This window comes from Winogradskyella aquimaris (assembly GCF_042676105.1).
Taxonomy (GTDB): domain Bacteria; phylum Bacteroidota; class Bacteroidia; order Flavobacteriales; family Flavobacteriaceae; genus Winogradskyella; species Winogradskyella aquimaris.
On record NZ_JBHTJQ010000004.1, the window covers coordinates 165,737 to 189,756 of the forward strand.

24 protein-coding genes are annotated in these 24,020 nt (G+C 35.7%); 10 read left to right on the forward strand and 14 right to left on the reverse strand.

The genetic code is table 11. The features are described from left to right. The 3 genes from ACFQ1K_RS05185 to ACFQ1K_RS05195 all read right to left on the reverse strand — a co-directional run bounded on the left by ACFQ1K_RS05185 (position 1) and on the right by ACFQ1K_RS05195 (position 2,989). A complete protein-coding gene (locus ACFQ1K_RS05185; protein ID WP_320556745.1) occupies positions 1-927 on the reverse strand; it encodes an ABC transporter ATP-binding protein in 927 nt (308 codons plus the stop codon). Positions 928-1,217: 290 nt separating this feature from the next. After that, a complete protein-coding gene (gene dnaJ, locus ACFQ1K_RS05190) occupies positions 1,218-2,333 on the reverse strand; it encodes a molecular chaperone DnaJ (protein ID WP_320556744.1) in 1,116 nt (371 codons plus the stop codon). Between the two features lie 104 nt (positions 2,334-2,437). Then, positions 2,438-2,989, reverse strand: a complete 552-nt coding sequence (locus ACFQ1K_RS05195; protein ID WP_320556743.1) for a nucleotide exchange factor GrpE — start codon at positions 2,987-2,989, stop codon at positions 2,438-2,440. A gap of 170 nt (positions 2,990-3,159) precedes the next feature. Here ACFQ1K_RS05195 and ACFQ1K_RS05200 point away from each other — a divergent pair, with 170 nt between their 5' ends. Next, the gene (locus ACFQ1K_RS05200; RefSeq protein ID WP_320556742.1) at positions 3,160-3,813 is read left to right on the forward strand and encodes a YceI family protein; all 654 of its coding nucleotides are present in this window, start codon (positions 3,160-3,162) and stop codon (positions 3,811-3,813) included. A 235-nt stretch (positions 3,814-4,048) separates the two neighbouring features. Here the strand turns inward: ACFQ1K_RS05200 and ACFQ1K_RS05205 are convergent, their stop codons facing one another. Then, positions 4,049-4,558, reverse strand: coding sequence for a fasciclin domain-containing protein (locus tag ACFQ1K_RS05205; RefSeq protein WP_320556741.1), 510 nt, complete (start codon positions 4,556-4,558; stop codon positions 4,049-4,051). Positions 4,559-4,685: 127 nt separating this feature from the next. On the opposite strand from ACFQ1K_RS05205, the gene ACFQ1K_RS05210 reads away from it, so the two are divergent. Together ACFQ1K_RS05210 and ACFQ1K_RS05215 are read left to right on the forward strand one after the other, a co-directional pair. After that, positions 4,686-5,240, forward strand: coding sequence for an RNA polymerase sigma factor (locus ACFQ1K_RS05210; protein WP_320556740.1), 555 nt, complete (start codon positions 4,686-4,688; stop codon positions 5,238-5,240). Next, positions 5,240-6,016 carry an anti-sigma factor gene (locus ACFQ1K_RS05215; RefSeq protein ID WP_320556739.1) on the forward strand — a complete coding sequence of 259 codons (777 nt, stop codon included), beginning with the start codon at positions 5,240-5,242 and terminating at the stop codon, positions 6,014-6,016. The genes ACFQ1K_RS05210 and ACFQ1K_RS05215 overlap by 1 nt, the downstream gene beginning before the upstream one ends. 17 nt (positions 6,017-6,033) lie before the next feature. Here ACFQ1K_RS05215 and ACFQ1K_RS05220 read toward each other — a convergent pair whose 3' ends face one another. The 4 genes from ACFQ1K_RS05220 to ACFQ1K_RS05235 form a co-directional block, all read right to left on the reverse strand. Next, positions 6,034-6,972, reverse strand: a complete 939-nt coding sequence (locus ACFQ1K_RS05220; protein ID WP_320556738.1) for a TIGR01777 family oxidoreductase — start codon at positions 6,970-6,972, stop codon at positions 6,034-6,036. A gap of 265 nt (positions 6,973-7,237) precedes the next feature. Next, positions 7,238-7,978, reverse strand: a complete 741-nt coding sequence (mnmD, locus tag ACFQ1K_RS05225; RefSeq protein ID WP_320556737.1) for a tRNA (5-methylaminomethyl-2-thiouridine)(34)-methyltransferase MnmD — start codon at positions 7,976-7,978, stop codon at positions 7,238-7,240. Further along, a complete protein-coding gene (locus ACFQ1K_RS05230) occupies positions 7,979-8,314 on the reverse strand; it encodes a hypothetical protein (protein WP_320556736.1) in 336 nt (111 codons plus the stop codon). It abuts the gene before it with no gap. A 97-nt stretch (positions 8,315-8,411) separates the two neighbouring features. Further along, on the reverse strand, positions 8,412-8,915 hold the full coding sequence (locus tag ACFQ1K_RS05235) for a DUF4920 domain-containing protein (RefSeq protein WP_320556735.1): 504 nt from the start codon (positions 8,913-8,915) through the stop codon (positions 8,412-8,414). A gap of 119 nt (positions 8,916-9,034) precedes the next feature. On the opposite strand from ACFQ1K_RS05235, the gene ACFQ1K_RS05240 reads away from it, so the two are divergent. Then, complete coding sequence (locus tag ACFQ1K_RS05240) at positions 9,035-10,105, forward strand: branched-chain amino acid aminotransferase (RefSeq protein ID WP_320556734.1); 1,071 nt, start codon at positions 9,035-9,037, stop codon at positions 10,103-10,105. A 27-nt stretch (positions 10,106-10,132) separates the two neighbouring features. On the opposite strand, the gene ACFQ1K_RS05245 is transcribed toward ACFQ1K_RS05240, so the two are convergent. Continuing rightward, a complete protein-coding gene (locus ACFQ1K_RS05245) occupies positions 10,133-10,519 on the reverse strand; it encodes a nucleoside triphosphate pyrophosphohydrolase family protein (protein WP_320556733.1) in 387 nt (128 codons plus the stop codon). 574 nt (positions 10,520-11,093) lie between these two features. Here ACFQ1K_RS05245 and ACFQ1K_RS05250 point away from each other — a divergent pair. Then, entirely contained in the window at positions 11,094-12,407 is a 1,314-nt protein-coding gene (locus tag ACFQ1K_RS05250; protein ID WP_320556732.1) for a DUF5723 family protein, read from the forward strand. Positions 12,408-12,497: 90 nt separating this feature from the next. Here ACFQ1K_RS05250 and ACFQ1K_RS05255 read toward each other — a convergent pair whose 3' ends face one another. Beyond that, complete coding sequence (locus ACFQ1K_RS05255) at positions 12,498-14,537, reverse strand: dipeptidyl-peptidase 3 family protein (RefSeq protein WP_320556731.1); 2,040 nt, start codon at positions 14,535-14,537, stop codon at positions 12,498-12,500. An 84-nt stretch (positions 14,538-14,621) separates the two neighbouring features. Between ACFQ1K_RS05255 and ACFQ1K_RS05260 the strand changes: the two genes are divergently transcribed. Then, the gene (locus ACFQ1K_RS05260) at positions 14,622-15,635 is read left to right on the forward strand and encodes an SRPBCC family protein (protein WP_320556730.1); all 1,014 of its coding nucleotides are present in this window, start codon (positions 14,622-14,624) and stop codon (positions 15,633-15,635) included. A 3-nt stretch (positions 15,636-15,638) separates the two neighbouring features. Then, positions 15,639-16,007 (forward strand): fluoride efflux transporter CrcB, encoded by a 369-nt coding sequence (gene crcB, locus ACFQ1K_RS05265; RefSeq protein WP_320556729.1) that lies wholly within the window; start codon positions 15,639-15,641, stop codon positions 16,005-16,007. Here the strand turns inward: crcB and ACFQ1K_RS05270 are convergent. Both ACFQ1K_RS05270 and ACFQ1K_RS05275 read right to left on the reverse strand, forming a co-directional pair. Further along, on the reverse strand, positions 15,987-16,472 hold the full coding sequence (locus tag ACFQ1K_RS05270) for a hypothetical protein (protein ID WP_320556728.1): 486 nt from the start codon (positions 16,470-16,472) through the stop codon (positions 15,987-15,989). The genes crcB and ACFQ1K_RS05270 overlap by 21 nt on opposite strands. A gap of 9 nt (positions 16,473-16,481) precedes the next feature. Then, positions 16,482-17,084, reverse strand: a complete 603-nt coding sequence (locus tag ACFQ1K_RS05275; RefSeq protein WP_320556727.1) for a DUF1684 domain-containing protein — start codon at positions 17,082-17,084, stop codon at positions 16,482-16,484. Between the two features lie 233 nt (positions 17,085-17,317). Between ACFQ1K_RS05275 and ACFQ1K_RS05280 the strand changes: the two genes are divergently transcribed. Together ACFQ1K_RS05280 and ACFQ1K_RS05285 are read left to right on the forward strand one after the other, a co-directional pair. Next, on the forward strand, positions 17,318-18,538 hold the full coding sequence (locus ACFQ1K_RS05280; RefSeq protein WP_320556726.1) for an MDR family MFS transporter: 1,221 nt from the start codon (positions 17,318-17,320) through the stop codon (positions 18,536-18,538). Between the two features lie 23 nt (positions 18,539-18,561). Then, on the forward strand, positions 18,562-19,536 hold the full coding sequence (locus ACFQ1K_RS05285; protein WP_320556725.1) for a YpdA family putative bacillithiol disulfide reductase: 975 nt from the start codon (positions 18,562-18,564) through the stop codon (positions 19,534-19,536). On the opposite strand, the gene ACFQ1K_RS05290 is transcribed toward ACFQ1K_RS05285, so the two are convergent. After that, positions 19,537-19,980 carry an Lrp/AsnC family transcriptional regulator gene (locus ACFQ1K_RS05290; protein WP_320556724.1) on the reverse strand — a complete coding sequence of 148 codons (444 nt, stop codon included), beginning with the start codon at positions 19,978-19,980 and terminating at the stop codon, positions 19,537-19,539. It abuts the gene before it with no gap. Between the two features lie 114 nt (positions 19,981-20,094). Here ACFQ1K_RS05290 and ACFQ1K_RS05295 point away from each other — a divergent pair, with 114 nt between their 5' ends. Beyond that, positions 20,095-20,490 carry a hypothetical protein gene (locus ACFQ1K_RS05295; RefSeq protein ID WP_320556723.1) on the forward strand — a complete coding sequence of 132 codons (396 nt, stop codon included), beginning with the start codon at positions 20,095-20,097 and terminating at the stop codon, positions 20,488-20,490. Between the two features lie 13 nt (positions 20,491-20,503). Here the strand turns inward: ACFQ1K_RS05295 and ACFQ1K_RS05300 are convergent, their stop codons facing one another. After that, complete coding sequence (locus ACFQ1K_RS05300) at positions 20,504-23,941, reverse strand: methylmalonyl-CoA mutase family protein (RefSeq protein WP_320556722.1); 3,438 nt, start codon at positions 23,939-23,941, stop codon at positions 20,504-20,506. Positions 23,942-24,020 lie beyond the last annotated feature (79 nt).

Genomic DNA, 24,020 nt, shown 5'->3' on the forward strand with positions numbered 1-24,020 from the left:
TTAGTTATTTTTTACAGTTTGAATAAAGATATCATTGGCTGTTGGTATCACTTCTACAAAATGGTGTACCTCTGCTTTAGATGCCAAAAACGACAATAAATCATTTGATGACGTGGTCTCATCTATTTTTACATTGAGCTTTATATCATCATTCAAATTTTTGAAGGTTGCTGGCAAAACTTCAAATCTATTTTTTATCTCAGTTAAAACGGCCTCACTGTTGTTAGATTGCAAACCTACTTCAAAAGTGTTGGTTTTAAATTGGCGTTTGATGTCGTTTAGCTTACCATCTAAAATTTTATTGGACTTATGAAGTAATGCTATATGATCACACAGTTCCTCGACAGATTCCATACGATGTGTTGAAAAAATAACGGTTGCTCCTTCGTCTCTAAGCTTCAGGATTTCGTCTTTTATTAGGTTGGCATTTATAGGATCAAATCCCGAAAAAGGCTCATCAAAAATTAAAAGTTTAGGCTTGTGCAATACGGTAACAACAAATTGTATTTTTTGGGCCTGGCCTTTACTAAGTTCCTGAATTTTTTTATTCCACCAATCTCCTATCTCTAATTTATCGAACCAATATTTTAATCTGCTTTTGGCTTCAGACTTTGACATGCCTTTTAATTGTGCCAAATACAAGGCTTGCTCACCAACTTTCATAGACTTATACAAACCACGTTCCTCAGGCAAATAACCAATATCCTTTATATGTTCGGGTTTTAATGGTTGACCATCCAATTTCACACTCCCTTCATCTGGCATGGTAATTTGGTTTATAATCCTTATTAATGTTGTTTTACCAGCACCATTCGGCCCAAGTAATCCAAAAATACTGCCTTTAGGAACAGCTATTGAGACTTCATTTAGTGCCTTAAAATTTCCGAAACTTTTAGATACGGAGTCGGCGACTAACAGATCGTTCATATGAGTAGTGATTTTTTAAACGTAAACGATTAGATCGTAAATAACGGTTAGTTTGTAAATATATTAAATGTATAGCGTTTTTAGTAACACAAGATTACTTATTCTAATTTTTTTGATCAATCAGCTAATAAAAATGGGAGGCTATACAAATTGCTTAAGCACATAAAAAACAAAACCCACCCTTATAGTTAAATAAGGATGGGAAAAAATTGCTATGAAAAAGAAAAATTACCGCCAATTAGCATTAGCGATAATTCAAAGATAGTATTTTTTATTTAACATCAAGGTTTTTACGAAAACATATCTTTCACCTTTTCAAAAAAAGACTTATCGGTACTTTCTGGTTTAGGCTCAAAATGCTCATCATCCCTCATATTTTCGAAAAAATCTTTTTGTTTTTTACTCAAAGTCTTTGGTGTCCAAACATTTACATGGACTAGCAAATCTCCTTTACCATATCCATTTATACTTGGAATACCTTTACCTCTGAGTCTTAAAATTTTTCCTGACTGTACACCAGCATCAATCTTAATTCTTACCTTGCCAGTAACAGTATCTATTTCTTTAGAAGTTCCTAGAATAGCATCTGGAACACTTACATACATATCATAATGTAAATTGTCTCCTTCGCGCTTTAAAGTAGGGTGTTCTTCTTCGGTGATGACTACTAAAAGGTCTCCTGCTATGCCATTACCAGGCGCATCATTACCTTTTCCGGTAACTTTAAGTTGCATACCATCTACCACACCAGCAGGTATTTTTACAGAAACCGTTTCTTCTGATACTTTTAAACCGTGAGCATCGGCATCAGAAGGTTTTTTATCAATGGTTTGACCAGCTCCTCCACAGGATTGGCACGTCGTTGCCGTTTGCATGCGACCTAATATGGTATTGGTAATTCTTGTTACCTGACCTGACCCATTACAAGTACTACATGTTTTGTAAGTGGTCCCTGGTGCCTGAACTTTACGTTTTACCTTTATCTTCTTTTCGATACCATTGGCGACTTCTTCTAAAGATAATTTTACACGTATTCTGAGATTACTCCCTTTTACCACACGTTGTCTACCGCCTCCACCGAAGCCGCTAAAACCACCGCCTCCAAAGGCTCCACCAAAAATATCCCCAAACTGACTGAAGATGTCGTCCATGTTCATGCCGCCTCCGCCAAAGCCACCATTACCCTCAAAAGCTTGGTGACCAAATTGGTCGTAACGCGCTCTTTTATCTGCATTACTTAAAACTTCATAAGCTTCAGCAGCTTTCTTAAACTTTTCCTCGGCTTCCTTATCATTAGGATTTTTGTCCGGGTGATACTTTAGAGCCATCTTGCGGTAGGCTTTTTTTATCTCTGAATCAGAGGCACCTTTGCTTACTCCTAATATATCGTAATAATCTTCTTTCATATGCATTGTCCACTACCGTGGCTATCTTTTCATTGTTCTCGATACGGATGGCTAGCCCATATAAATACTCTAACCAACAAACTAAATCGAAGTTTATTGTTTTTTTATGATTGGCCTATAACCACTTTTGGAAAACGAATTACCTTATCCCCAAGTTTATATCCTCGCTCTACGACATCGATGATTTTTCCTTTTAAATCCTCACTAGGTGCAGGTATTTGGGTAACGGCTTCATGATCGTCGGCATTAAAAACGTCTCCTTTTTTAACGTCTATCTTAGATAAGCCCTTTTGTTCTAAAGTGTTTAGTAATTTATTATAAATCAATAGCACTCCTTTGCGCAATTCTTCGGCTTCTTTATCCTCTTCGATGTGTAGTAAGGCACGTTCAAAATCGTCCAGAACCGGCAGCATGGCCAACATTACACTTTCGCTAGCAGTTTTAAATAATTCTATACGCTCTTTATTGGTGCGCTTCTTATAATTTTCAAACTCAGCAAACAAACGCATAAATTTATCTTTCTCAGCTGCCAATTGATCTTGTAATTGCTCTTCAACAGAATTTTCATTCTTAGGTTGCTCTTGTTCTGCCGTTGCAGTCGCTGTATCCTCTACTTGAGGTTCTTCAGCCTTTTTATTTTTATCTTTTTTACTCATTTTGAGTTTATTTTATTTCTTTCTGAATTTTAAATCTACGATTTAGGGTTGCAAAAGTACTGCCATTATTATTAAAATGTCAAAATGTCATTAACATTTTTTTATAACACTAGCGTATTCCATATCCTTAACTTTGTGTTTTTAATTTCTAATTCAAAAAAAACACTGACATGAAAACAACATTTTTAAAGATTACCGCTTTAGCTGCCTTTGTCGCATTTACTAGTTGTAATGACAAAGCCAAAGAAGCTGAAACAAAAGACGCCGAAGCTGCTGCTGTCGCTGAGGAAACTGCCGTAACGTTTAAAGCTGATGCAGACAACTCTTCTATTATGTGGAAAGGATTTAAACCAACAGGATCCCACACAGGAACCATTAACGTAAAGGAAGGAACGGTTGCTGTTAATAATGGTATGATAGAAAGTGGAAACTTTACTATTGATATGGGTACTATTGTGGTTACTGACATCCCTGTAGATGATGAAGACAATGCCAAATTACAAGGTCATTTATCTGGTCCTGATTTCTTTGATGTCCAAAGTCATCCTACAGCAACATTCGAGGTTACTGGTTTAGAGACTAAAGATGGTAAAACCATGCTCTCTGGAAACTTAACTATGAAAGATGAAACCAATAACATAAGTTTCCCTGTAAAAACGTCTGTTGATGGTGATACCATGACTTTAAGGAGTGAGACCTTTACTATTGACCGTTCTAAATGGAACGTAAAATATGGTTCTAAATCCTTCTTTGATGATTTAGGCGATAGCTTTATCAATGATGAGATAGAGTTAACCATTAATCTTGTGGCGAATAAGGCATAACATTTAAACGTCAATTCTCAATAGTTTTTTGATTTGGACTGTACTCAGTCTGTCAAGAACTTGAGATGACAAAATCAATTAAAACAAAAAGCACTTACGTTTACGTAAGTGCTTTTCTTCTTCATAGCAATTTTATTGCTAAAATTGCTGCTTCGCTATTAATCAAAACACCATCAATCAAAACACTGATTAATAACGGTGTAGTAATGCGTTAACTATTAACACTAAAACCGAATTACGGCATTACTACAGTATCAATGACGTGTATTACACCATTGCTACCTTTTACATCTGTTGCAGTAATCTCACTATAGTTCCCATTCTGATCTTTCAACCAGATTTTTCCATCTTTTTGCATTACAGTTAAGATTTCTCCCGCTAATGTTTTTACTTCTACTTTGCCTTTGCCTTTCTTTAACGCTGCCACAACATCATTAGCCATCAATTTTCCTGGTACAACGTGGTAGGTTAAAATCTTGGTTAAGGTTTCTTTGTTTTCTGGCTTTAGTAGATTGCCTAATGTTTCTTTGTCAATTTTTGCAAAAGCATCATTGGTTGGTGCAAATACGGTAAAAGGTCCATCTCCCTGTAAAGCTTCAACTAAATCCGCCGCATTTAAAGCCGTAACTAAAGTTGAAAAATTTTCATTACTCACTGCTGCATCTACGATGGTTTCCTGCGCCACAGTCTTTTGTGAGAATACTAATGCCACAATTGTGGTAAATACTAATACTAACTTTTTCATGATTTTTTTAAATTTTTGGTTAAACTAGTGCACTTCTTTTCGTTTTTGGAGTGCTTTCATTTATATTTACACAGGCTTGATACTATTGGATGAGCAAGCCTTTATTTTTGGGAAATCTTTAACAGTAATGCAAAACGACAACTTTCTTATTCAACAACTAAAAGACAAGGATGAGCGTGCGTTGTCGTTACTTTACGATAAATATGCTGGTGCTATTTACAGCGTGATTGTAAAAATGGTACGTGATGAAGGCAAAGCCCAAAATTTACTCCAAGATACTTTTATGACCGTTTGGAATAAGGCAGAAAGCTACGATGCGAACAAAGGCCGTTTCTATACTTGGGTTTTTAGAATTGCCAGAAACAAAACGTTAAATTTTCTAAGAAAAGTTGAACCGCTCATCCAAACCGATGATTTTAGTGTATATGACAGTAAAGAAGAAGCTATTAGTATAGATGCTAAGTATTTAGAACTTAATGGTGCCATTACTTCGTTAGAAGCACACCATAAAGAGGCTATAGAATTAGTTTACTTTAAAGGATTAACACATAAGGAAGCACACCAGCAAATGGATGTGCCTCTTGGCACGTTTAAATCTTATGTACGACAAGCGTTAAAACAGCTGCGACAAGCCTATGTTAAAACCTTGAGTGTACTTTTACTAATACTAAATGCGCTGTGATGATGAATAAGAAAAACATATTAGAAAACGGATTGTTAGAGCAATATCTGCTTGGAGAACTCAATGCAAAAGATTGCGAAATGATTGAGCAAGCCCTAGCTTCTGATACAGACCTAAAAGCGCAGTTTGATGCTTTAGAAAAAGACTTTGAAATCTTGGGTTTAGAAAATGCCATCACTCCACCAAAAAGCATCAAACACCAACTAATACAAGACATTAGAGAAGCTAAGGAATCAAACAACAATACAAACAATGGCAACCTCAAATTTTATATGGGTATTGCCGCAAGCATAGCTGTATTTTTAATGATTGGCAGTTTTTGGATGTACAACCAGTTGAACGATCTAAAACAACAATTGGAAGCTGTTGAAATCGAAAAGACCGAGTTGAATGATAAACTCAATACCATTAGAAAACAGATAGAAAATGAAAACGCACTGTTTGCTATACTTAGGCATCCAGATACTGAACAATATATATTAAAAGGCAATACGTTAATGCCAAATGGTAAAGTGGTAAGCTATGTTAACCACAGTAATAAAACCGTTTTAATAAATACAGAGCGCTTACCAAAATTAGATAAAGAACACGACTACCAAATGTGGGCAGACGTTGAAGGCGAAATGATCAATATGGGAGTCATTGCCAAGGACCAAAACTTGATGGCTATGAACTATATAGACTATGCCGAATCCCTAAATATTACCATTGAACCAGCTGGTGGCAATGAACATCCAACCGTATCACAATTGGTAACTAATGTCTATCTAAAATAGTGCAATGAATAAAAGAGTTACTTGTCTTTTGATATAGTCAATTTTTTTGCTTCAATCAACAAACCCTCCAAAGCAGGTCTTAGATTAGCATAAGTAAACTCAAATCCCTTGTTTTCAATTTTTTGCGAACTAACACGTTGGCTTTCAAATAAGAGGATATACATTTCACCAAGTACCAATTTCATCATAAATTTTGGGATATTAGGTAAAATTAAAGGCCGTTGCAAGACACTTGCTGCCATTTTAGTAAGTTCATTATTGGTTACTGCATTTGGTGCCACACCGTTATAAATCCCTTCTAATTGATACTGTAACACGTGCATAAAGATCGCAGCTAGATCTTGGATGTGTATCCAGCTTTGCCATTGTTTACCATCACCAAATGCGGCTCCTGCACCAAACTTAATAGGTTTTACAATTTCGGGTAAAGCACCACCATCTTTGGCTAGCACTAAACCGATACGCACCTTGGATACTTTACAACCCAAGTTTTTGAAACCATCTACCGCAGCCTCCCATTCCAATACCACTTTACCTAAAAAAGAGTCGGAAATTTCATTAGTATCTTCTTCATAATAGTTGGTTAAACTTGAGGGATAAATACCAATCGCACTTGCAGACACGACATGCTCTATTTGGTAATTATGTGCTTTTAGAGTCTCTTGTAGAAGCTGTGCTGTTTTAGTACGGCTTTCTAGAATTTCCTTTTTGTAGCTTTTGGTCCAACGTTTTGAGATACTGGCACCCACCAAATTGATGATTGCAGAAACATCCTTAAAGCAGTTGTGGTCTATTTCGTTGTTGTTTGGATTCCAGTAGAAGCCTTTGTAATTAGCTTCGGTACTTAATTTAGATTTTGAAGTGGTTAAGTAGTGCACATTTATATCCTGTGCGTGACATTGTTTTACAATCTCCTGCCCTATTAATCCTGTTGCGCCTGTTATTAAAACTGTCATTACTTTTCTTTTATACAAAGATACGATATGCCTAAGGCCTTCAACGAGACTTTAATTTGGATTTAACGTTTGGCACTTTAACTGTCAGTTCGAGTTAATTTTGGATGCATCAACAGATAAAACTTGTATCCTTAACCTTCTAAATCACAAAACTTCTATATACAATTCCTCAAGCTTAGGAATCACTCGAAATGACGTAAAATTCCATCCGGCTCACTAGGTTCACTTTATGTTACGAGCGCATTTTTAAAAAACATTTAGCTCACTAGGTTCGCTGAATGTTACGTAAATCAACATTTGGCTCGTTGCACTTCACCGAATGCTTCCTTGCACGAAGCATTTCACGTTTACCAGGTGGACCCGGAAGACGTTCAACCGTAAAACCAACGGACTGCATAGCACGACGAACACTGCCTTTTGCCGAATAGGTAACTAAAACACCTTTGTCTTTTAAGGATTTGTACATAATCGAAAAAATATCCTTTGTCCAAAGTTCGGGTTGAACACGTGCACCAAAGGCGTCAAAGTAAATGATGTCAAAGCTGTTTTCATCAGTTATCTCTTTAAAGAATTTTTCTTGTTTTTCGAGGTTGAAGGTTGTTTCAATTTGGTGCTTTTCCTCCCAAGGAATACCATGCATCTTCTCAAATTGCGCTTTGTGCTTTTCGGAGATTAATTCGATATAATTCAGTTGTTGAATCTCTTCGGTCTTCACGGGATAGGCTTCTACTCCGACGTAATTTATGGGTGTTTTAAGTTCTTCAGCTTTTATAAGGGTAAGAAAGGCATTAAGTCCTGTACCAAAACCTATTTCAAGAATGTTAATTGGTTGAGATTCTGAAATTAAATTAGGATGATAGGATTGATAATAAAAAAGCAAACCATGTTTTATAAATACATGGTTTGCTTCTTGTATGGCACCATGAATGGAATGGTATTGTTCATTCCAATCTTCTATCTGAATGGTTTTAGAACCATCGGACGTGGTGATTATTTTTCGCTTCAATTACTGAATTAAAAGTTTTCTAATCTTTGGGATTGGCCCAGTACATTCTGTTTTATGACAAGCCAAACAATTGTTGATTGTAGCATTATAACGCTCCTTTAATTCAACATTAGACAAAGTATCTGTAACTGCTTGTTGAGACTCAATAAAAACATTCACAAAACTGTTCCATACTGGTGTTCTAGCATGGCTATTGCTCATTTCTGCAGAATGCAGTTTCATCAAATCCAATGGCATAGATGCAGGAATTTCACCATTCATAATCTGCTGTTTTATTTGCAAATTATAAGCATACATTCCATTCATAAGATTTGCCATCTCTGATGGCTGATGCATTATTAACTCAGGCTTTTCCTTTTTCTCAGTAGGTTTTGACTCAGTTTCATTCTTGCAATTAAAACATAACAGCAACAATACTAAGAGCGCAAGAGCCTTATTGCTTAAGGAGTACTCCATCAGCTAAGAACTTGTATTCAAATTTTGGTTCTGTGATTGCAGCAATTTCTTCTGCAGATTTACCTGCATCTTCTGCATAGTGTCTTAATTCATCTACAGAAGTTTCCTCTACAAACGCTTTTCCATTTACAACCACTTCACCTTCAGCATTTAAAGGCATAAAGAAACCATAATCTTTAAAACGGACCATAACTTGATTGTCATTTCCCATGTCTAAAGTCATCCAACAGCCTTTTTTAGAACAGACCTCATTGATTTTTCCCGTCATTTTAGCATTGATGGTATCACCAGCTTTTAGGCCTTTGTAATGCTCCATCATACGGTCAGCAGATAAGGCATCTGCATCATTTATTTCCATTCCGAAAGACGCATAGGCTATCTCGTCGTTAACCTCTTGTACATCGATTTCCTTAACTTCCTTTTCATTTTTGCAAGACACTATGGCTAAGCTCATTGCTAAAATCAAAACTAATTTTTTCATTGTTGATTTGTTTAGTGTAGTTTATAATAGAACTGCAAAATTACGAATTTTAAGATAATATTACCTTTTATTAACGGTATTGATTTTGTAGTTTTGCACAAAATTAAAACACCTATTTAATGGTAGAAAGTAACCCTAACGAAATCGTTATCGTAACATCAGAACATTCAAAAATAAATTCCGTTGATTTTGACAATTTAGTATTTGGTCGTGTTTTTACAGATCACATGTTTGTTTGCGATTTTGAAGATGGTAAATGGCAAACTCCAAAAATTATGCCTTACCAACCTATGACGATAGAGCCTTCTGCTCGTGTTTTTCATTATGGACAAGCGGTTTTTGAAGGTATGAAAGCCTATAAGGACAAGAATGGTAAAATCTTTTTGTTCAGACCAGACCAAAATTTTAAACGAATTAATAAGTCATCTGCCAGATTGGCTATACCTGAATTTCCTGAAAATTACTTTTTTGAAGGTTTAGAAACCTTACTTAAAATGGAAAGTGACTGGATAAAGCCAGGATTAGGTAACTCATTATATATACGTCCTTTTGTCATTGCTACTGAGCCTGCTATTTCAGCCTCACCTGCAGCTAGCTATCGCTTTATGATTATCTGCTCACCGGCAAAAGCATACTACAATAAACCTGTGCGTGTATTGTTTGCTGAAAAGTTTAGTCGTTCTGCAGACGGTGGTGTTGGATTTGCTAAAGCAGCAGGTAATTATGCTGCACAATTCTACCCTACTGGTTTAGCTCAGAAAAAAGGATTTGACCAAATTATATGGACCGATGCTTCTACACATGAATATCTGGAAGAAGCAGGTACCATGAATATTTTCTTTAGAGTTGGCGACAAATTGATTACCGCACCAACAAGCGACAGAATTCTAGATGGTGTAACCCGTAAAAGTGTGATACAACTTGCCGAGGATTTAGGTATTGAATGTGAAGTGAGACCTGTAAGTGTAAAAGAAATTAAACAGGCCGCAAAAGACGGAAGCCTTAAAGAAATTTTTGGTGCAGGTACTGCCGCCGTGATTAGTCCAGTTTCTGCATTTGAGCATGCAGATGATGTATTTGAAATTCCACAAATAGAAAATTCATATGCCTCATTATTCAAAGAAAAACTGACGCACATTCAGCATAACTTATCCGAAGATCAACATGGTTGGAGATACGAAGTAAAATAAAAAAAGCAGCCAATAGGCTGCTTTTTTTTATGATTCTAGAATGTCTTTAATATTTGGTTTAAAATAATTTGGTCCTTTGAGGACTTTACCGTCTTCACGGTAAATTGGCTCTCCATCTTCCCCAAGTTTGCTCATATTACTACGTTGAATTTCCTCAAAAACTTCTTCAATTTTATATTGTAATCCATGCTCTATAATGGTGCCACAAAGTATATAAAGCATATCTCCCAACGCATCAGCTACTTCGACCAAATCATTATCATTAGCCGCTTCCAAATATTCTTCATTTTCCTCACGCATGAGTTTGTAGCGCAACATATTCTTTTCTAATCCTAAATTGGCCTTTGGTGTTTCTCTGTGTCCTATTTTAAAAGCGGTGTGAAATGCTTTAACAGCATTGATTTTATCTTGCATAATCTAAATTAAAAACTAAGGTTGTTATTTCTTCGTATATTAAGTAACAAGAATCATTTCTATGATGATTAATGCTCTAATTTTAATTATTTTTGCATAAAAATACGCTAATGTTTACAACTGGTCAATGGATTTTCGGGATATTATTTTTTATAGCTTTTGTTATAGCTGTAACTTACCAATATCGTAAAGATTTAAAAATTCATAAAACCTATTATAAAGGCACGGTATGGATTCTCATTGCATTTATTGGTTTTATTGGCTTGATTGCCGCGGTTAAGTTTCTTTTGATGTAACCTATTCTTTTTAGGTCCTTCATCTTATTTTTTGTTATTCACTTTTTACAATTTATAGACAGAAATATCCTTAGGGCTGGGTATGTTTTTATGTAGCTCTGCCTTACTTATGCAAATTCATTTCCATCTAAGATAGACATTAAGACAACCTAGTTTGTTTAGGTAATACTAATTACCTGTTTTTAATTGAATCCGTCCAATTTTTACGCGCTGGTTTCTGAAAACCCTCTTTTAATAAAGTTTACTATTTTAGCGATGCTATTATAACTCAACTAATCATGAAAACTCCTTTTATTACCTTAATTTTTATTTTTTTTATTTCATTAATATCCGCCCAAAGTTATTTTGGACATACTGTAGATAATTATGCTGGTGTGCATGGTATCATTTACAACCCTGCTAATATTGTTGAATCTAATCTTAGAGCAGATATTAATTTAATATCTGGTAGCGTCTTCATAGATAACGATTACATTGGCATAGGCTTCAATGAACTTTTTAATTCCAATGAGGATATTGACAACAGTTTAGAACGTTTTCCTAGCTCTTCAAACAACTTTAATATTAACGTTGATGTATTAGGGCCTTCTTTTATGTTTAACCTCAACAAAAAAAGTAGTATTGGCATATCGTCTCGTGTTAGGGTGATGTCAAATCTAAACGAAATTGACGGTACGCTTTTTGAAACCATTGAAGATGGTTTTGATGACAATGATGATTTTGATTTTGACCAACAAAATTTTACTGGAACAGCACATGCTTGGGCAGAAATTGGCCTTACTTATGGTCGTATATTATGGAATAAACAAAACCATTTACTCACAGGCGCAGTGACTTTAAAATACCTACAAGGTGCTGGTAGTGCATTTACAAACTCTACTAATCTCGAGGGAAATTATGTTGATTCTACTGAAACCCTTACAACGAGTGGGGAACTAGTATATGGAACTTCTAATGATTTTGACAACGACGATATAGACTTTAACGATTTAACAGCTGGTTTTGGTTTTGATATTGGTTTTGTTTATGAATGGCATCCTGATCGAGAAAATGATACGATTAGATTTTATCAGGATCCTTACAAGCTTAAAATTGGTGTTTCGGTTACAGACATTGGCTCTATAAAATACGATGAAGGTGAAATTACGACCTACGATATGACGGCAACTGTCAATACCGCAACTTTTGAAGATGATGTTAAGGAATTTTTAGACAACAACTACAATGCGACGGCTATAAATCAAAATATAAAAATGCAATTGCCAACTGCACTGCATATTTTGGTGGATTACAGGCTTGCTAAAAAGTGGCTCATCAGTGCCCAAGCCGACTTATCTATGGTCGCTGCAGATGAGCAATTAAACAATGCCATTTCTAATACGGTTTTACTTATGCCAAGGTATGAGAGTAAATGGTTAAGCGTTTTTGCTCCCATGAGCCTGAGACAATACGGTGGCTTTACGGCTGGTGCTGGGCTGCGATTTGGACCCTTGAGTGTGGGGTCTGGTTCAATCCTGAGCAATCTTTTGTCGGACTCCACCCAATCCGCTGACGTATTTTTTGGTCTTAAAATTCCATTGTATAGAAAATAAATTTCAATTCTATAATTATAAGACTTCCATTTTATGGAATAAAAAAAGCAACCATTATGGTTGCTTTTTTTATTGTAATGATTCCATAGGTTAATTTACCTCAGGCAAATGACTGTACTTCTTACTATACTCTAACATTTGCTCAGGGAAACCTGCTGGCTGGGTGACTTTAATAGCAGTTATTTCACCATTTTCGTCCATTTCAGGCACTAATACAGGGTTTACAAATCCGCTGTAAGGCGCAGAAGTAAACTGTTTATTACGCTCTAAAACCTCCGCGTGGATATCTTGATCTACCTTTACACCATAACCTTCTACTAACGCTTCTACAGCTGCATAATCCCCTTCAGATTTAATTCGTTGTGTTTCTCTTAACAATTGACCAAACAATTCGTGTAACTTGTCGTAGTCATTAATATTAAAGTAGGTTTTACCATCTCTGGTTACTTTTTCAATAACGTTATCTGCCTTTCCTTGTTCATAAGCCCAAGCAGATACCCATTGGCGATTTCTCATGTGCGCTTCTTCTACGTCGTCACCTAAGTTTAAACGAATCAACTGTGTCATCAGTCCATTTCTGATATAACCATCGTATGCTGCTTTACCTACAGATTTCCAATCATCAACCAATCCTAGTTCTTGAAGTTTAGAGTCATACAAATAGTATAACCCTACTAAATCTGCACGACCCTCTTCCAACGTCGATGCATAGTTTTTCAAGGTTTCTTTGGTCTCGCCTACTCCTGGATTCAATTGCCCTGAAGCATGGCCAATAACTTCGTGTAATGCAGTGTGAAGTTTGTCTGCTAATTGTCCATATTTTTCTTCAAGTTGCAACTCTTCTTCATCATGCACAAACTCTTTTAAACGACCTGTACTACCTGCATTATTATAAGCATCAATAATATTACCAAGCGATACGGATTTACTTCCTACTTCCTTTCTAATCCAGTTGGCGTTTGGTAAGTTGACACCAATTGGAGTACTTGGTGAGGCATCACCAGCTTCACCTGCAACTGTAACGACTTTATAGGTCACCCCTACCACATTTTTCTTTTTATGCTCGTCCATTAGAGGTGAATTGTCCTCAAACCATTGTGCATTATCCGATAACACTTTCATTTTTTGTGACATATCAAAATCATTGATTTGCACTATAGTTTCGTAAGATCCTCTGTAACCTAATGGATCATTATACACTTCAATAAAGCTATTTATGTAATCTACATTACCTTCTGTTGCAGCTGTCCAAGCCACATTATAATCATCCCAAGTTTGCAAATCACCAGTTTTGTAGTACTTAATCAATAAGCCAATGGCATCACCTTGCGCCTTATTTTCCGCAACAGTCTGTGCTTTTTCTAGCCATTTTACAATTTCATCGATAGCAGAACCATATAGACCACCAGACTTGTAGACGCGCTCTTTTAAAACACCATCGTCTTTAACTAATTGAGAGTTTAATCCATAGGATAATGGCTTATCTGGATTTGGTGATGTTTTAGCTGCATAGAATTGTTCTACATCAGCATTAGTAACGTTGGGACCGTAAAAATTTACTGCAGACAACGCCACATTATCTACACCTTTAGCTTGATTTACCTTCTTAGAATCTTTATCATTAAAAATAACATCAAAAGCTTCACCCGCTAATGTAGTGTTTGTGGCTTCTAACAATCCCTTTAGATAATCTGAAGAAAACTCAGGCTTTAACTTGTCGTTAGAATAGTGATGATGAATACCATTACTAAACCACACACGCTTTAAGTACACTTCAAAGGCTTTCCAATCATCCGTCGTTTTATCTCCGGAATAGTTAGTATAAACGTTTTCTAAAGCCTTTCTTATTTTAAGATTATGTCTGTAGTTTTGATCCCACATGATATCACGTCCAGCGAGTCCAGCTTCGGTAAGATAATAGACTAATTTTTGTTCGTTCAAACTCAAATTATCCCATCCTGGAATTTGATAACGTAGAATCTTAATGTCGGCAAATTGTTCAACATTATAGTCAAACTTTTCTGCAATTTTGTGAGCAGCTTCTTCCATTACCACTTCTTTGCTTACGTCTTTACAAGACCAAGCAAAAAGCATGAAAAGGCAGATTACTAATATTGATTTTAGTTTCATATAAGTTAGTTTTTTTGAATTCCTACAAAGGTAACACTTAAAAGACAAATTACTATATTTGAACAACTACTAAATCAACATCTAATGAAGGCTTTTAAATATATTTTGTTGCTACTACTTGTCCTGATTATTGGATTCTCTATCTACATCGCAGTACAACCAAATTCCTTCGAAGTGACTAGATCTCGAAATATAGAGGCTCCTAAAGAAGTACTTTATGATAAAATAATTGATTTTGAAACTTGGGAGCACTGGTCCTCTTGGGTTGAAGCTGATCCAGCTATGACCCTAAACATTCCAGAAAAGCATAGAGGAGTCGGTGGATCCTACTCTTGGGAAGATCAGGATGGAATGGGAACAATGACGACTGTTTCTGCCAATCCATATACTTCTATTACTCAAGAAATGCAATTTGCAGACTACCCAAAATCTGATGTTTCTTGGCTTTTAGTAACTAAGGAAGATGGCTCTACAGAGGTAACCTGGAAGATTGCAGGACAAGACTTACCTTTTATGTTTAAACTTTTTTCGACCCTAATGGGTGGTATGGAAAAACAAATTGGACCACATTATGAAAGAAGCTTGGAGAAACTGGACAGCCTTGTACAAGTTGATATGAAACATTTTGAGATTACCGTTAATGGCATTACAGAATATGGTGGGGGATATTACCTATACAAAACGACCAATGCTAATTCCCAAAATATGAGTGCCAAAATGGGTGAGAGTTTTGGTAAGATTATGCAATTTATGGGAGAGCACAATATAAAACAGTCTGGTATGCCACTAACTGTTTACAATGATATTAGTAGCAGCAGTGTTATAATGAGTAATGGTATTCCGGTAAAGGAAAAGATAATTCTTCCAATGGATGCAGATGTATCTTTAAATTACATACCCAAAATTAAAGTTTTAAAAACGACATTAAAAGGCAACTATACCAACCTTAACAAGGCTTGGGAAAAAGCAATGGCCTATTTAGCACAAAACAACTTAGAACAGTCCAGTGAACACCCTTTTGAGATTTACACGACTGACCCTGGTAATTATCCAAATCCTGCAGACTGGATTACTGAAATCTATATTCCAATACAATAGCAAATGAAGCAACTTTTCCTCGTATTTATTGGTGGTGGTTTTGGAAGTATTTTACGCTTTTTATTAGGAAAATGGCTCAATAGCACCACCGATGGAATTCCTTATGGTACTTTTGCCGCTAATATTTTGGGGAGTTTATTAATTGGTATTATTCTAGGATTTGCCGCCAAGAATGATAGCTTAACACAAAATCAAACCTTATTATTAGCAACTGGATTCTGTGGTGGCTTTACCACCTTTTCGACCTTTGCCTATGAAAATCATGTGTTTTTAAAATCTGGTGATTTTATGAGTTTTGCCTTTTATACGATTGCCAGTTTTGTTGTTGGATTTTTGGCTGTGTTTTTAGGGCTATTTTTGGTGAAGGCTTAACTCTTCCAAGTACACATCTAATTCATTTTTTTTGCTTTCATCTATGCTTTCAACAGCAATAATCTCATTAAATGGAATTCCGTCATGGTAATTTGATTCTAAAAAAGATTTAATTATTTCTAATTCATTATTTATAATATTAATATCACCGCTAAAAGGAAGATTTTTGTGCTTTGAATTTATAATACTAAATCTAAACTGACAAGCTTGCTCATCAAACCAAGAATAATAATTATAACTGGATTTTGATTTAATTTTATCTAGACGTGCAATTAAATCATGTCTTAACAATCTTAACTTGTCAATAATATCGACAGATTTTATATTTTTTGATAGTTTTTCATTTAGACTAATCCAATGAGTATTTCGAGAAATTTCTATATCCAATTCTTCAATATTTTCTGCTAAGAAAAAATCACCAATATCAATTGAATCAAATTGCTTTAAAAAAATCTCTTTTTTCATTTAAACCTACTAATGCTTCTTAAACACCTTAACTCCAGCCTCAATTTTTAATGGAATATAATTCTCCCTAGGGACGATTGGACACGAATACCTTTCGTTATAAGCACAGTAAGGATTATAGGCCGTATTAAAATCTAAAATAATACTATCTCCTCGTGGGATACGAGCTTCAGTATAACGACCACCTGAATAACTTTCCTCCCCATTAGTGTCGTCTAAAAATGGTAAAAACAAATAATCTTCATAGCCTTCCTCTTCCAAAAGCCCAAGATTTTGATAAATGTTCAGTTGATATTCCTTCCCTTTTAATGTAAAGGTCACTATACCATATTGCACATAATCAGGTCTTCGCTCCGTTGTTGTTTTCATTTTAAATGGTTTGGAATCTGGTGTTCGAGTTAATCGCGCTTCAACCACATAAGTAGAGTCAAATTTAAAAAAATCCAATCCCTCAAATGTTTTCAAGTCCTTCTTCTTTAGCGGAGATTTAGAAGCATCCTTAAAATCAGCATTCATTTGTTTTTGCCACTCAGTTTCACCAGTTAAATATTGTTTATCCTGAGCGCAAGCAACTGTACAAAACATTAAAAATAATACGTAGAGGTTTTTCATCAGTAACTATTTACAACCCAAAAATACAACATATCAGATTTTATTGTAGATTTGAATGGAGTTATTAAAAAATAAATGTTACTAGTCAATAGATATACCAAGCAAATCTGTACGAATTCTTCGGAAAACATTCGGATACTTTATCTATTGTAACTATACATATATACTATTAAACAATATTTAAAAGTCCGACGATACCGTCGGACTTTTTACTTTTATAATGATCAATCAAAATGAAAGCACTTTTTACTAATTACTTTAAAACCTTCAGAGGGTTGTCCAATGAAGTTTGGTGGCTTGCCTTAATAACCTTTATAAATAGGTCAGGTACTATGGTTATACCATTTCTAACCATTTATCTCAATGAGGATTTATCATTTTCATTTCCTCAAATTGGATGGATCATGAGTTGTTTTGGTTTGGGATCAGTCATAGGTACATGGCTAGGTGGAAAATTGACTGATGAGATTGGTTATTATAAAGTTATGGTTCGCAGTTTATTAAGTACGGGCATTTTATTTATTGCACTACAATTCCTAACAACCTTCACTCAAGTTTGTTTAGGTATTTTTTTAGTTATGGTTGTTGCAGACACATTTAGGCCTGCAATGTTCGTGGCTATGAGTGTTTACAGTAAACCTGAAAACAAAACACGGTCTGTAACATTAATACGTTTAGCCATAAATCTTGGTTTCTCCGCTGGCCCTGCTATTGGTGGTTTGATTATAGCTAATTTAGGATATAGTGGATTATTTTGGGTGGATGGTATAACGTGTATTTTAGCAACCATCCTTCTAATTAAAGTCTTAAACCCAAGGGTTGCAAAGGCCATAGATGATGAGAAAAATGAACAACCAGAATCTGCATACAAAGACAAGCCTTATTGGATATTTTTTATTGCTATGTTTTTGTTTGCTGTTATTTTCATGCAGTATTTTTCAACCATGCCGTTATTTTACAGAAATATACATGCTTTATCTGAAGTTGAAATTGGAGTACTGCTCGGACTTAATGGGTTTATGATATTTTTATTGGAAATGCCTTTAATACATTGGTTAGACAGCGCTAAATACAATAAAATAGGATTGACTGCTATCGGGTTGTTTTTAACGGTATTAAGTTTTTTTGTATTAAATCTTACTGCTTACAGCTCAATCCTAATTGTAAGCATCTTATTTATGACTATTGGTGAAATGATAGGGTTTCCATATTCAAATGCTTTTGCCATGGACCGCTCTAAAAAAGGAAAAAAAGGCCAATATTTAGCCATGTATTTAATGGCATTTTCTTTGGCCAATGTGTTTGGTCATAACGGTGGCTTACAACTTATTGATAAAATAGGTTATAATAACACTTGGTACGTGATGTGTGTATTAGGTGGATTGGGAGTTATATTACTATATGTTTTAAAGCGAATGTTAATAAACGAAGATAAATTGAATAAGAGCTATTAAATTATTCTATTTTTATAAATGCTATGGAAAACAAATATTTAGATGTCTTGATAATTGGTGCAGGACCTATTGGAATTGCCTGTGCCCTGGAATGTGAGAAACGAGATTGGAATTATGTGGTAATTGAAAAAGGTGCATTAACTAATTCATTATTTAATTACCCATTGAACATGACCTTTTTCTCAACCTCGGAGAAGTTAGAAATCGACGATATTCCTTTTATTAGCAACAACCCAAAACCCACCCGAAACGAAGCACTGGAATACTACCGTAGAGTAACCACGTCGAATAAATTGAATATTAATTTGTATGAAGAAGTAGCTGCTATTAAAAAGGTTGAAAACTATTTTGAAGTCAAAACGAGCAAAGGCCATTACAAAGCAAAAAAAGTAATTATCGCCACAGGTTTTTATGACATTCCGAATTTGTTGAATGTGTCTGGTGAGGATTTACCAAAAGTGTTTCATTATTATAAGGAAGCCCATCCCTTTACCTTACAAGATATCGCTGTTGTTGGGGCAAGTAACTCAGCTGTAGATGCTGCATTAGAAATCTACCGTAAAGGTGGTAGCGTTACGATAATTGTGCGAGGTGATTCTATTGGCGAACGCGTAAAATATTGGGTAAGACCAGATATATTAAACCGAATAAAAGAAGGCAGTATAAAAGCCTATTTTAACTCTGAAATCAAGAAAATTGAAGAAAGCCATATAATTGTTGAAACACCTGAAGGTGAAATCACTCTACCCAACGATTATGTGATTGCACTTACGGGCTACCAACCTAATTTTGAATTTTTAAAAGCAGCTGGTATTGAATTTTCTAAAGATGAGCGCCATATTCCCAATTATAACGATGAGAGCATGGAGTCTAATGTTGAGGGGCTTTATCTGGCCGGAGTCATCTGTGGTGGAATGGAAACGCATAAATGGTTTATTGAAAACTCTCGAATTCATGCCAAAATTATAGCAAAGCATATGGAAAAAACTTTACCCTAACTATTTTAAGGGCTTTATCTCACTGTGCTTCACTACGTGAGATAATACAATTTGCGTCTTGGTCTCACCATAGGTAATCAATTGGTCAATGAACGACTCTAGATGTCTTTGGTTTTTCAAGACCACTTCCATAACGATATTTTCGTTTCCCGTGATTCTGTAGCAGTTGACCACTTCATCATAAGTTTTCACCTTTTCTAAAAATGGTTTTAACATACCCATAAACGCTCTAATAGTAATTAGCGCTTTGAGTTGATAACCAGCCTCAAACGGTGATACAAATGTGGTATAGCCTTGAATAATTTCGGCATCTTCCATTTTTTTTATACGCTCGCTAACCGCTGGTGAACTAATACCAACCTGCCTACCTATCTCTGCATTAGACATACGCGCATTTTGTTGCAGACATTTTAAAATCTTCCAGTTTAATTTATCGATACTCATTTAAAGAAAAGTAATACTAATAACATAATTATTAAAGCTAATATACGATTTAACTTTAATTATTAAAGCTAAAATTGCTTACTCTTAAGTAACTTCGTAACAATTGCTATTAAAATGAATTATAACCTACCTTCACACCTTTCGGAACTGCCTGTATATCAAAAGGCAATGGATATTATTATGCTTTCAAGAAGCATTTCTACCTATTTAAATCACGATTTATCTTATCTGAATGAGGATGGTACTGAAGATAACGATATTTACTTTTCTGGTGACATTGTACAACAGTCGTCTAATCTTGCTCCAGAAATCATCAATGTAGAACGTGAGAATTGCAAAATTAAAAAGCATAAACACTTAGAAAGTTTAGAGCGTCTTACAACAAAACTTTATAGTAATTGCAGACGTCTAGAGCGTTCTAAAAGTAATGGAAAAGATTATTTGCCACTTCTACGTGGTGAAATTAGAACCTTTAGAAAACTAAAGCGCCATTGGATGTTGACGCTTTAATACAATTAACTTCTTACATATTTCTACGATACTGGCCACCTACTTCAAAAAGTGCATTGGTAATCTGCCCTAAAGAACACACCTTACAAACGTCCATTAAAGCTTCAAAAATGTTTTGATTATTGATTGCTTTCATCTGTAAATCCTTTAACAATTCTGAAGTATCGTTTGCTTTATGCAAATTCTTTAGTGTCTTTATCTGATTCTCTTTTTCCTCTTCGGTTGCTCTTATAACTTCTGCTGGCTGCACTGTTGGTGAGCCTTTACTACTTAAGAAGGTATTTACACCAATAATAGGGAATTCACCATTATGCTTCAATGTTTCATAATACAAGCTTTCTTCCTGTATTTTCGAACGCTGATACATGGTTTCCATAGCACCAAGCACGCCCCCACGTTCAGTGATTCTATCAAACTCTGCTAGTACAGCTTCTTCAACCAAATCGGTTAATTCTTCAATTATGAAAGACCCTTGAATTGGGTTTTCATTTTTGGCCAATCCCAATTCCTTATTAATGATTAACTGAATGGCCATAGCACGACGTACCGATTCTTCCGTAGGTGTTGTAATGGCTTCATCGTAAGCATTGGTATGCAATGAGTTACAATTATCGTAAATCGCATAAAGTGCTTGCAAGGTGGTACGAATATCATTAAAATCAATTTCCTGAGCGTGTAAACTGCGACCAGAAGTCTGAATGTGATATTTCAACATTTGAGCTCTTGGATTAGCGCCGTACTTATGCTTTAAGGCTTTTGCCCAAATTTTACGGGCTACTCTACCGATAACCGCATATTCTGGATCGATCCCGTTTGAAAAGAAGAAGGATAAATTCGGGCCAAACTTGTTAATATCCATTCCTCTACTTAGGTAGTATTCTACATAGGTAAATCCATTGGCTAAGGTAAATGCCAACTGCGAAATTGGATTGGCGCCAGCTTCGGCAATATGGTAGCCAGAAATGGATACTGAATAGAAATTACGTACGTTATTCTCAATGAAGTATTCTTGCACATCACCCATCAAACGCAAGGCAAATTCTGTTGAGAAAATACAGGTATTCTGTGCCTGATCTTCCTTTAAAATATCTGCCTGAACGGTTCCTCTCACCTGAGCAATAGTCTTCGCCTTTATATCTTCATAAATATCTTTTGGTAAAACTTGGTCACCAGTGACACCCAAAAGCATCAATCCTAAACCATCGTTACCTTCAGGGATTTCACCGTTGTATTTAGGACGCTCTTTATCTTTATAGATGGCTTTTATCTTTTTCTCAACTTCATCTTGCAAACCATTTTCCTTGATATAAATTTCGCATTGTTGATCTATAGCTGCATTCATAAAGAAGCCAAGTAACATTGGTGCAGGACCATTAATGGTCATACTAACCGAAGTCATCGCATCTGCCAAATTAAACCCTGAATATAGTTTTTTAGCATCATCCAAACAGCAAATACTAACACCTGCATTACCAATTTTACCATAAATGTCAGGTCTGTAATCTGGATCGTTTCCGTACAACGTTACCGAATCGAATGCTGTGGATAAACGCTTAGCAGGCATACCTAAACTTACGTAATGAAAACGTCTGTTAGTACGCTCTGGCCCACCTTCTCCAGCAAACATTCGTGTTGGGTCCTCACCTGTACGTTTAAAAGGGTATAATCCTGAGGTATAGGGAAATTCCCCTGGTACATTTTCTTGTAAACACCATCTTAAAATATCGCCCCAAGCCTGGTATTTTGGCAGCGCTACTTTAGGAATATCCGAATGCGATAGGGATTTGGTATGCGTTTCGATCTTAATTTCCTTGTCTCTTACTTTAAAGGTATAAACAGGATCTTTATAACGATTAACCTTATCCTCCCAACCTGTTATGATTTCCCAATTGTAAGGATCTAAGTTTAATTTTGCACGATCAAATTCCGCAATAAGCATTTTAATAAAATCCTTTTTGTCATCTTGGACTTGTTTTAAGATCTCATCTTGATCTAAACCTTGCTTCCCTAAAAAGGACCGTTCCACTTCGCTATTGTTAACATTGCCAACAGTACAAATCGTTTTAAAAATTCCATATAACTTTTGGGCTACGTCTACCTGAGCATTAGCAGTATTATCGTAAGCCCTGTTATTTTCAGCAATCTCAGAAAGGTAACGTGTGCGTGATGGCGGAATGACAAAAATCTTCTCACTCATTTCTTTAGAAATCTCGAAAGTAGATTTTAAATCGGAATCCGTTTTTTCAGCAATTTTATCCATTATTGCCTTATAGAGCGTATTCATTCCTGGATCGTTAAACTGAGAAGCAATAGTTCCAAAAACTGGCATTGTATCTGGATCCTCATGCCATAGATTATGGTTACGCATATACTGCTTCTTCACATCGCGCAAAGCATCCAGAGCACCACGTTTATCAAATTTGTTAATGGCTACCAGATCAGCAAAATCTAACATATCGATTTTCTCAAGCTGTGTTGCAGCACCAAACTCAGGTGTCATAACATAAAGCGACACATCGCTATGTTCTAATATTTCCGTATCTGACTGGCCTATACCAGAGGTTTCTAATATGATTAAATCGTATTCAGCTGCCTTTAAAACCTCAACAGCTTCATTGACATATTTTGAAAGCGCCAAGTTAGATTGACGTGTTGCCAGACTTCGCATATACACACGAGGTGAATTGATGGCATTCATTCGAATTCTATCACCCAATAGTGCACCGCCAGTTTTACGTTTTGAAGGATCTACAGAAATCAACCCAACTGTTTTCTCAGGAAAGTCGATTAAGAAACGACGTACTAATTCGTCTACCAAAGATGATTTACCTGCACCACCTGTACCAGTAATTCCAAGAACTGGTGTCTTTGAGGTTTTATTTTTATTGTGAATAGTTTCTAAAGCCTCTTTTGCAACTTCCGGAAAATTCTCGGCTGCAGAAATAACTCTTGCAATAGATTTTGGATTTTTTTCATTTAGTTCTTTAACTTCGCCATTTAAATGGTCACCAATAGCAAAGTCTGATTTTTCAACCAAATCATTTATCATACCCTGTAAACCCATTTCGCGACCATCATCTGGCGAATAGATTCTAGTAATACCATAATCCATAAGCTCTTTGATCTCTTCAGGAAGGATGACTCCACCTCCACCACCAAAGATTTTGATATGTCCTGCTCCTTTTTCTTGTAGCAAATCATACATATACTTGAAATACTCATTATGTCCTCCTTGATAGGATGTCATTGCTATAGCATTGGCGTCTTCTTGTATAGCAGTATTAACCACTTCTTCCACACTTCTATCGTGGCCTAGATGAATCACCTCTACTCCTGTAGCTTGAATGATACGGCGCATAATATTTATGGCTGCATCGTGCCCATCAAAAAGAGAGGCTGCCGTTACAATTCGTACTTTATGCTTTGGTTTATAGGGTGCGACTTGTTCCATTCGTAAAAATCTTGCTTAATTGAGGTGCAAATTTAGGGAATTTATAAAAATTTCAACCTTTAGTTAAGGAATGTTTAAT

Coding starts and splice junctions, on each gene's coding strand:
- ACFQ1K_RS05185 (WP_320556745.1), bottom strand. CDS start 927: ATGAACGATCTGTTAGTCGCCGACTCCGTATCTAAAAGTTTCGGAAAT.
- dnaJ (WP_320556744.1), bottom strand. CDS start 2,333: ATGAAAGAAGATTATTACGATATATTAGGAGTAAGCAAAGGTGCCTCT.
- ACFQ1K_RS05195 (WP_320556743.1), bottom strand. CDS start 2,989: ATGAGTAAAAAAGATAAAAATAAAAAGGCTGAAGAACCTCAAGTAGAG.
- ACFQ1K_RS05200 (WP_320556742.1), top strand. CDS start 3,160: ATGAAAACAACATTTTTAAAGATTACCGCTTTAGCTGCCTTTGTCGCA.
- ACFQ1K_RS05205 (WP_320556741.1), bottom strand. CDS start 4,558: ATGAAAAAGTTAGTATTAGTATTTACCACAATTGTGGCATTAGTATTC.
- ACFQ1K_RS05210 (WP_320556740.1), top strand. CDS start 4,686: ATGCAAAACGACAACTTTCTTATTCAACAACTAAAAGACAAGGATGAG.
- ACFQ1K_RS05215 (WP_320556739.1), top strand. CDS start 5,240: ATGATGAATAAGAAAAACATATTAGAAAACGGATTGTTAGAGCAATAT.
- ACFQ1K_RS05220 (WP_320556738.1), bottom strand. CDS start 6,972: ATGACAGTTTTAATAACAGGCGCAACAGGATTAATAGGGCAGGAGATT.
- ACFQ1K_RS05230 (WP_320556736.1), bottom strand. CDS start 8,314: ATGCATCAGCCATCAGAGATGGCAAATCTTATGAATGGAATGTATGCT.
- ACFQ1K_RS05235 (WP_320556735.1), bottom strand. CDS start 8,915: ATGAAAAAATTAGTTTTGATTTTAGCAATGAGCTTAGCCATAGTGTCT.
- ACFQ1K_RS05240 (WP_320556734.1), top strand. CDS start 9,035: ATGGTAGAAAGTAACCCTAACGAAATCGTTATCGTAACATCAGAACAT.
- ACFQ1K_RS05245 (WP_320556733.1), bottom strand. CDS start 10,519: ATGCAAGATAAAATCAATGCTGTTAAAGCATTTCACACCGCTTTTAAA.
- ACFQ1K_RS05250 (WP_320556732.1), top strand. CDS start 11,094: ATGAAAACTCCTTTTATTACCTTAATTTTTATTTTTTTTATTTCATTA.
- ACFQ1K_RS05255 (WP_320556731.1), bottom strand. CDS start 14,537: ATGAAACTAAAATCAATATTAGTAATCTGCCTTTTCATGCTTTTTGCT.
- ACFQ1K_RS05260 (WP_320556730.1), top strand. CDS start 14,622: ATGAAGGCTTTTAAATATATTTTGTTGCTACTACTTGTCCTGATTATT.
- crcB (WP_320556729.1), top strand. CDS start 15,639: ATGAAGCAACTTTTCCTCGTATTTATTGGTGGTGGTTTTGGAAGTATT.
- ACFQ1K_RS05270 (WP_320556728.1), bottom strand. CDS start 16,472: ATGAAAAAAGAGATTTTTTTAAAGCAATTTGATTCAATTGATATTGGT.
- ACFQ1K_RS05275 (WP_320556727.1), bottom strand. CDS start 17,084: ATGAAAAACCTCTACGTATTATTTTTAATGTTTTGTACAGTTGCTTGC.
- ACFQ1K_RS05280 (WP_320556726.1), top strand. CDS start 17,318: ATGAAAGCACTTTTTACTAATTACTTTAAAACCTTCAGAGGGTTGTCC.
- ACFQ1K_RS05285 (WP_320556725.1), top strand. CDS start 18,562: ATGGAAAACAAATATTTAGATGTCTTGATAATTGGTGCAGGACCTATT.
- ACFQ1K_RS05290 (WP_320556724.1), bottom strand. CDS start 19,980: ATGAGTATCGATAAATTAAACTGGAAGATTTTAAAATGTCTGCAACAA.
- ACFQ1K_RS05295 (WP_320556723.1), top strand. CDS start 20,095: ATGAATTATAACCTACCTTCACACCTTTCGGAACTGCCTGTATATCAA.
- ACFQ1K_RS05300 (WP_320556722.1), bottom strand. CDS start 23,941: ATGGAACAAGTCGCACCCTATAAACCAAAGCATAAAGTACGAATTGTA.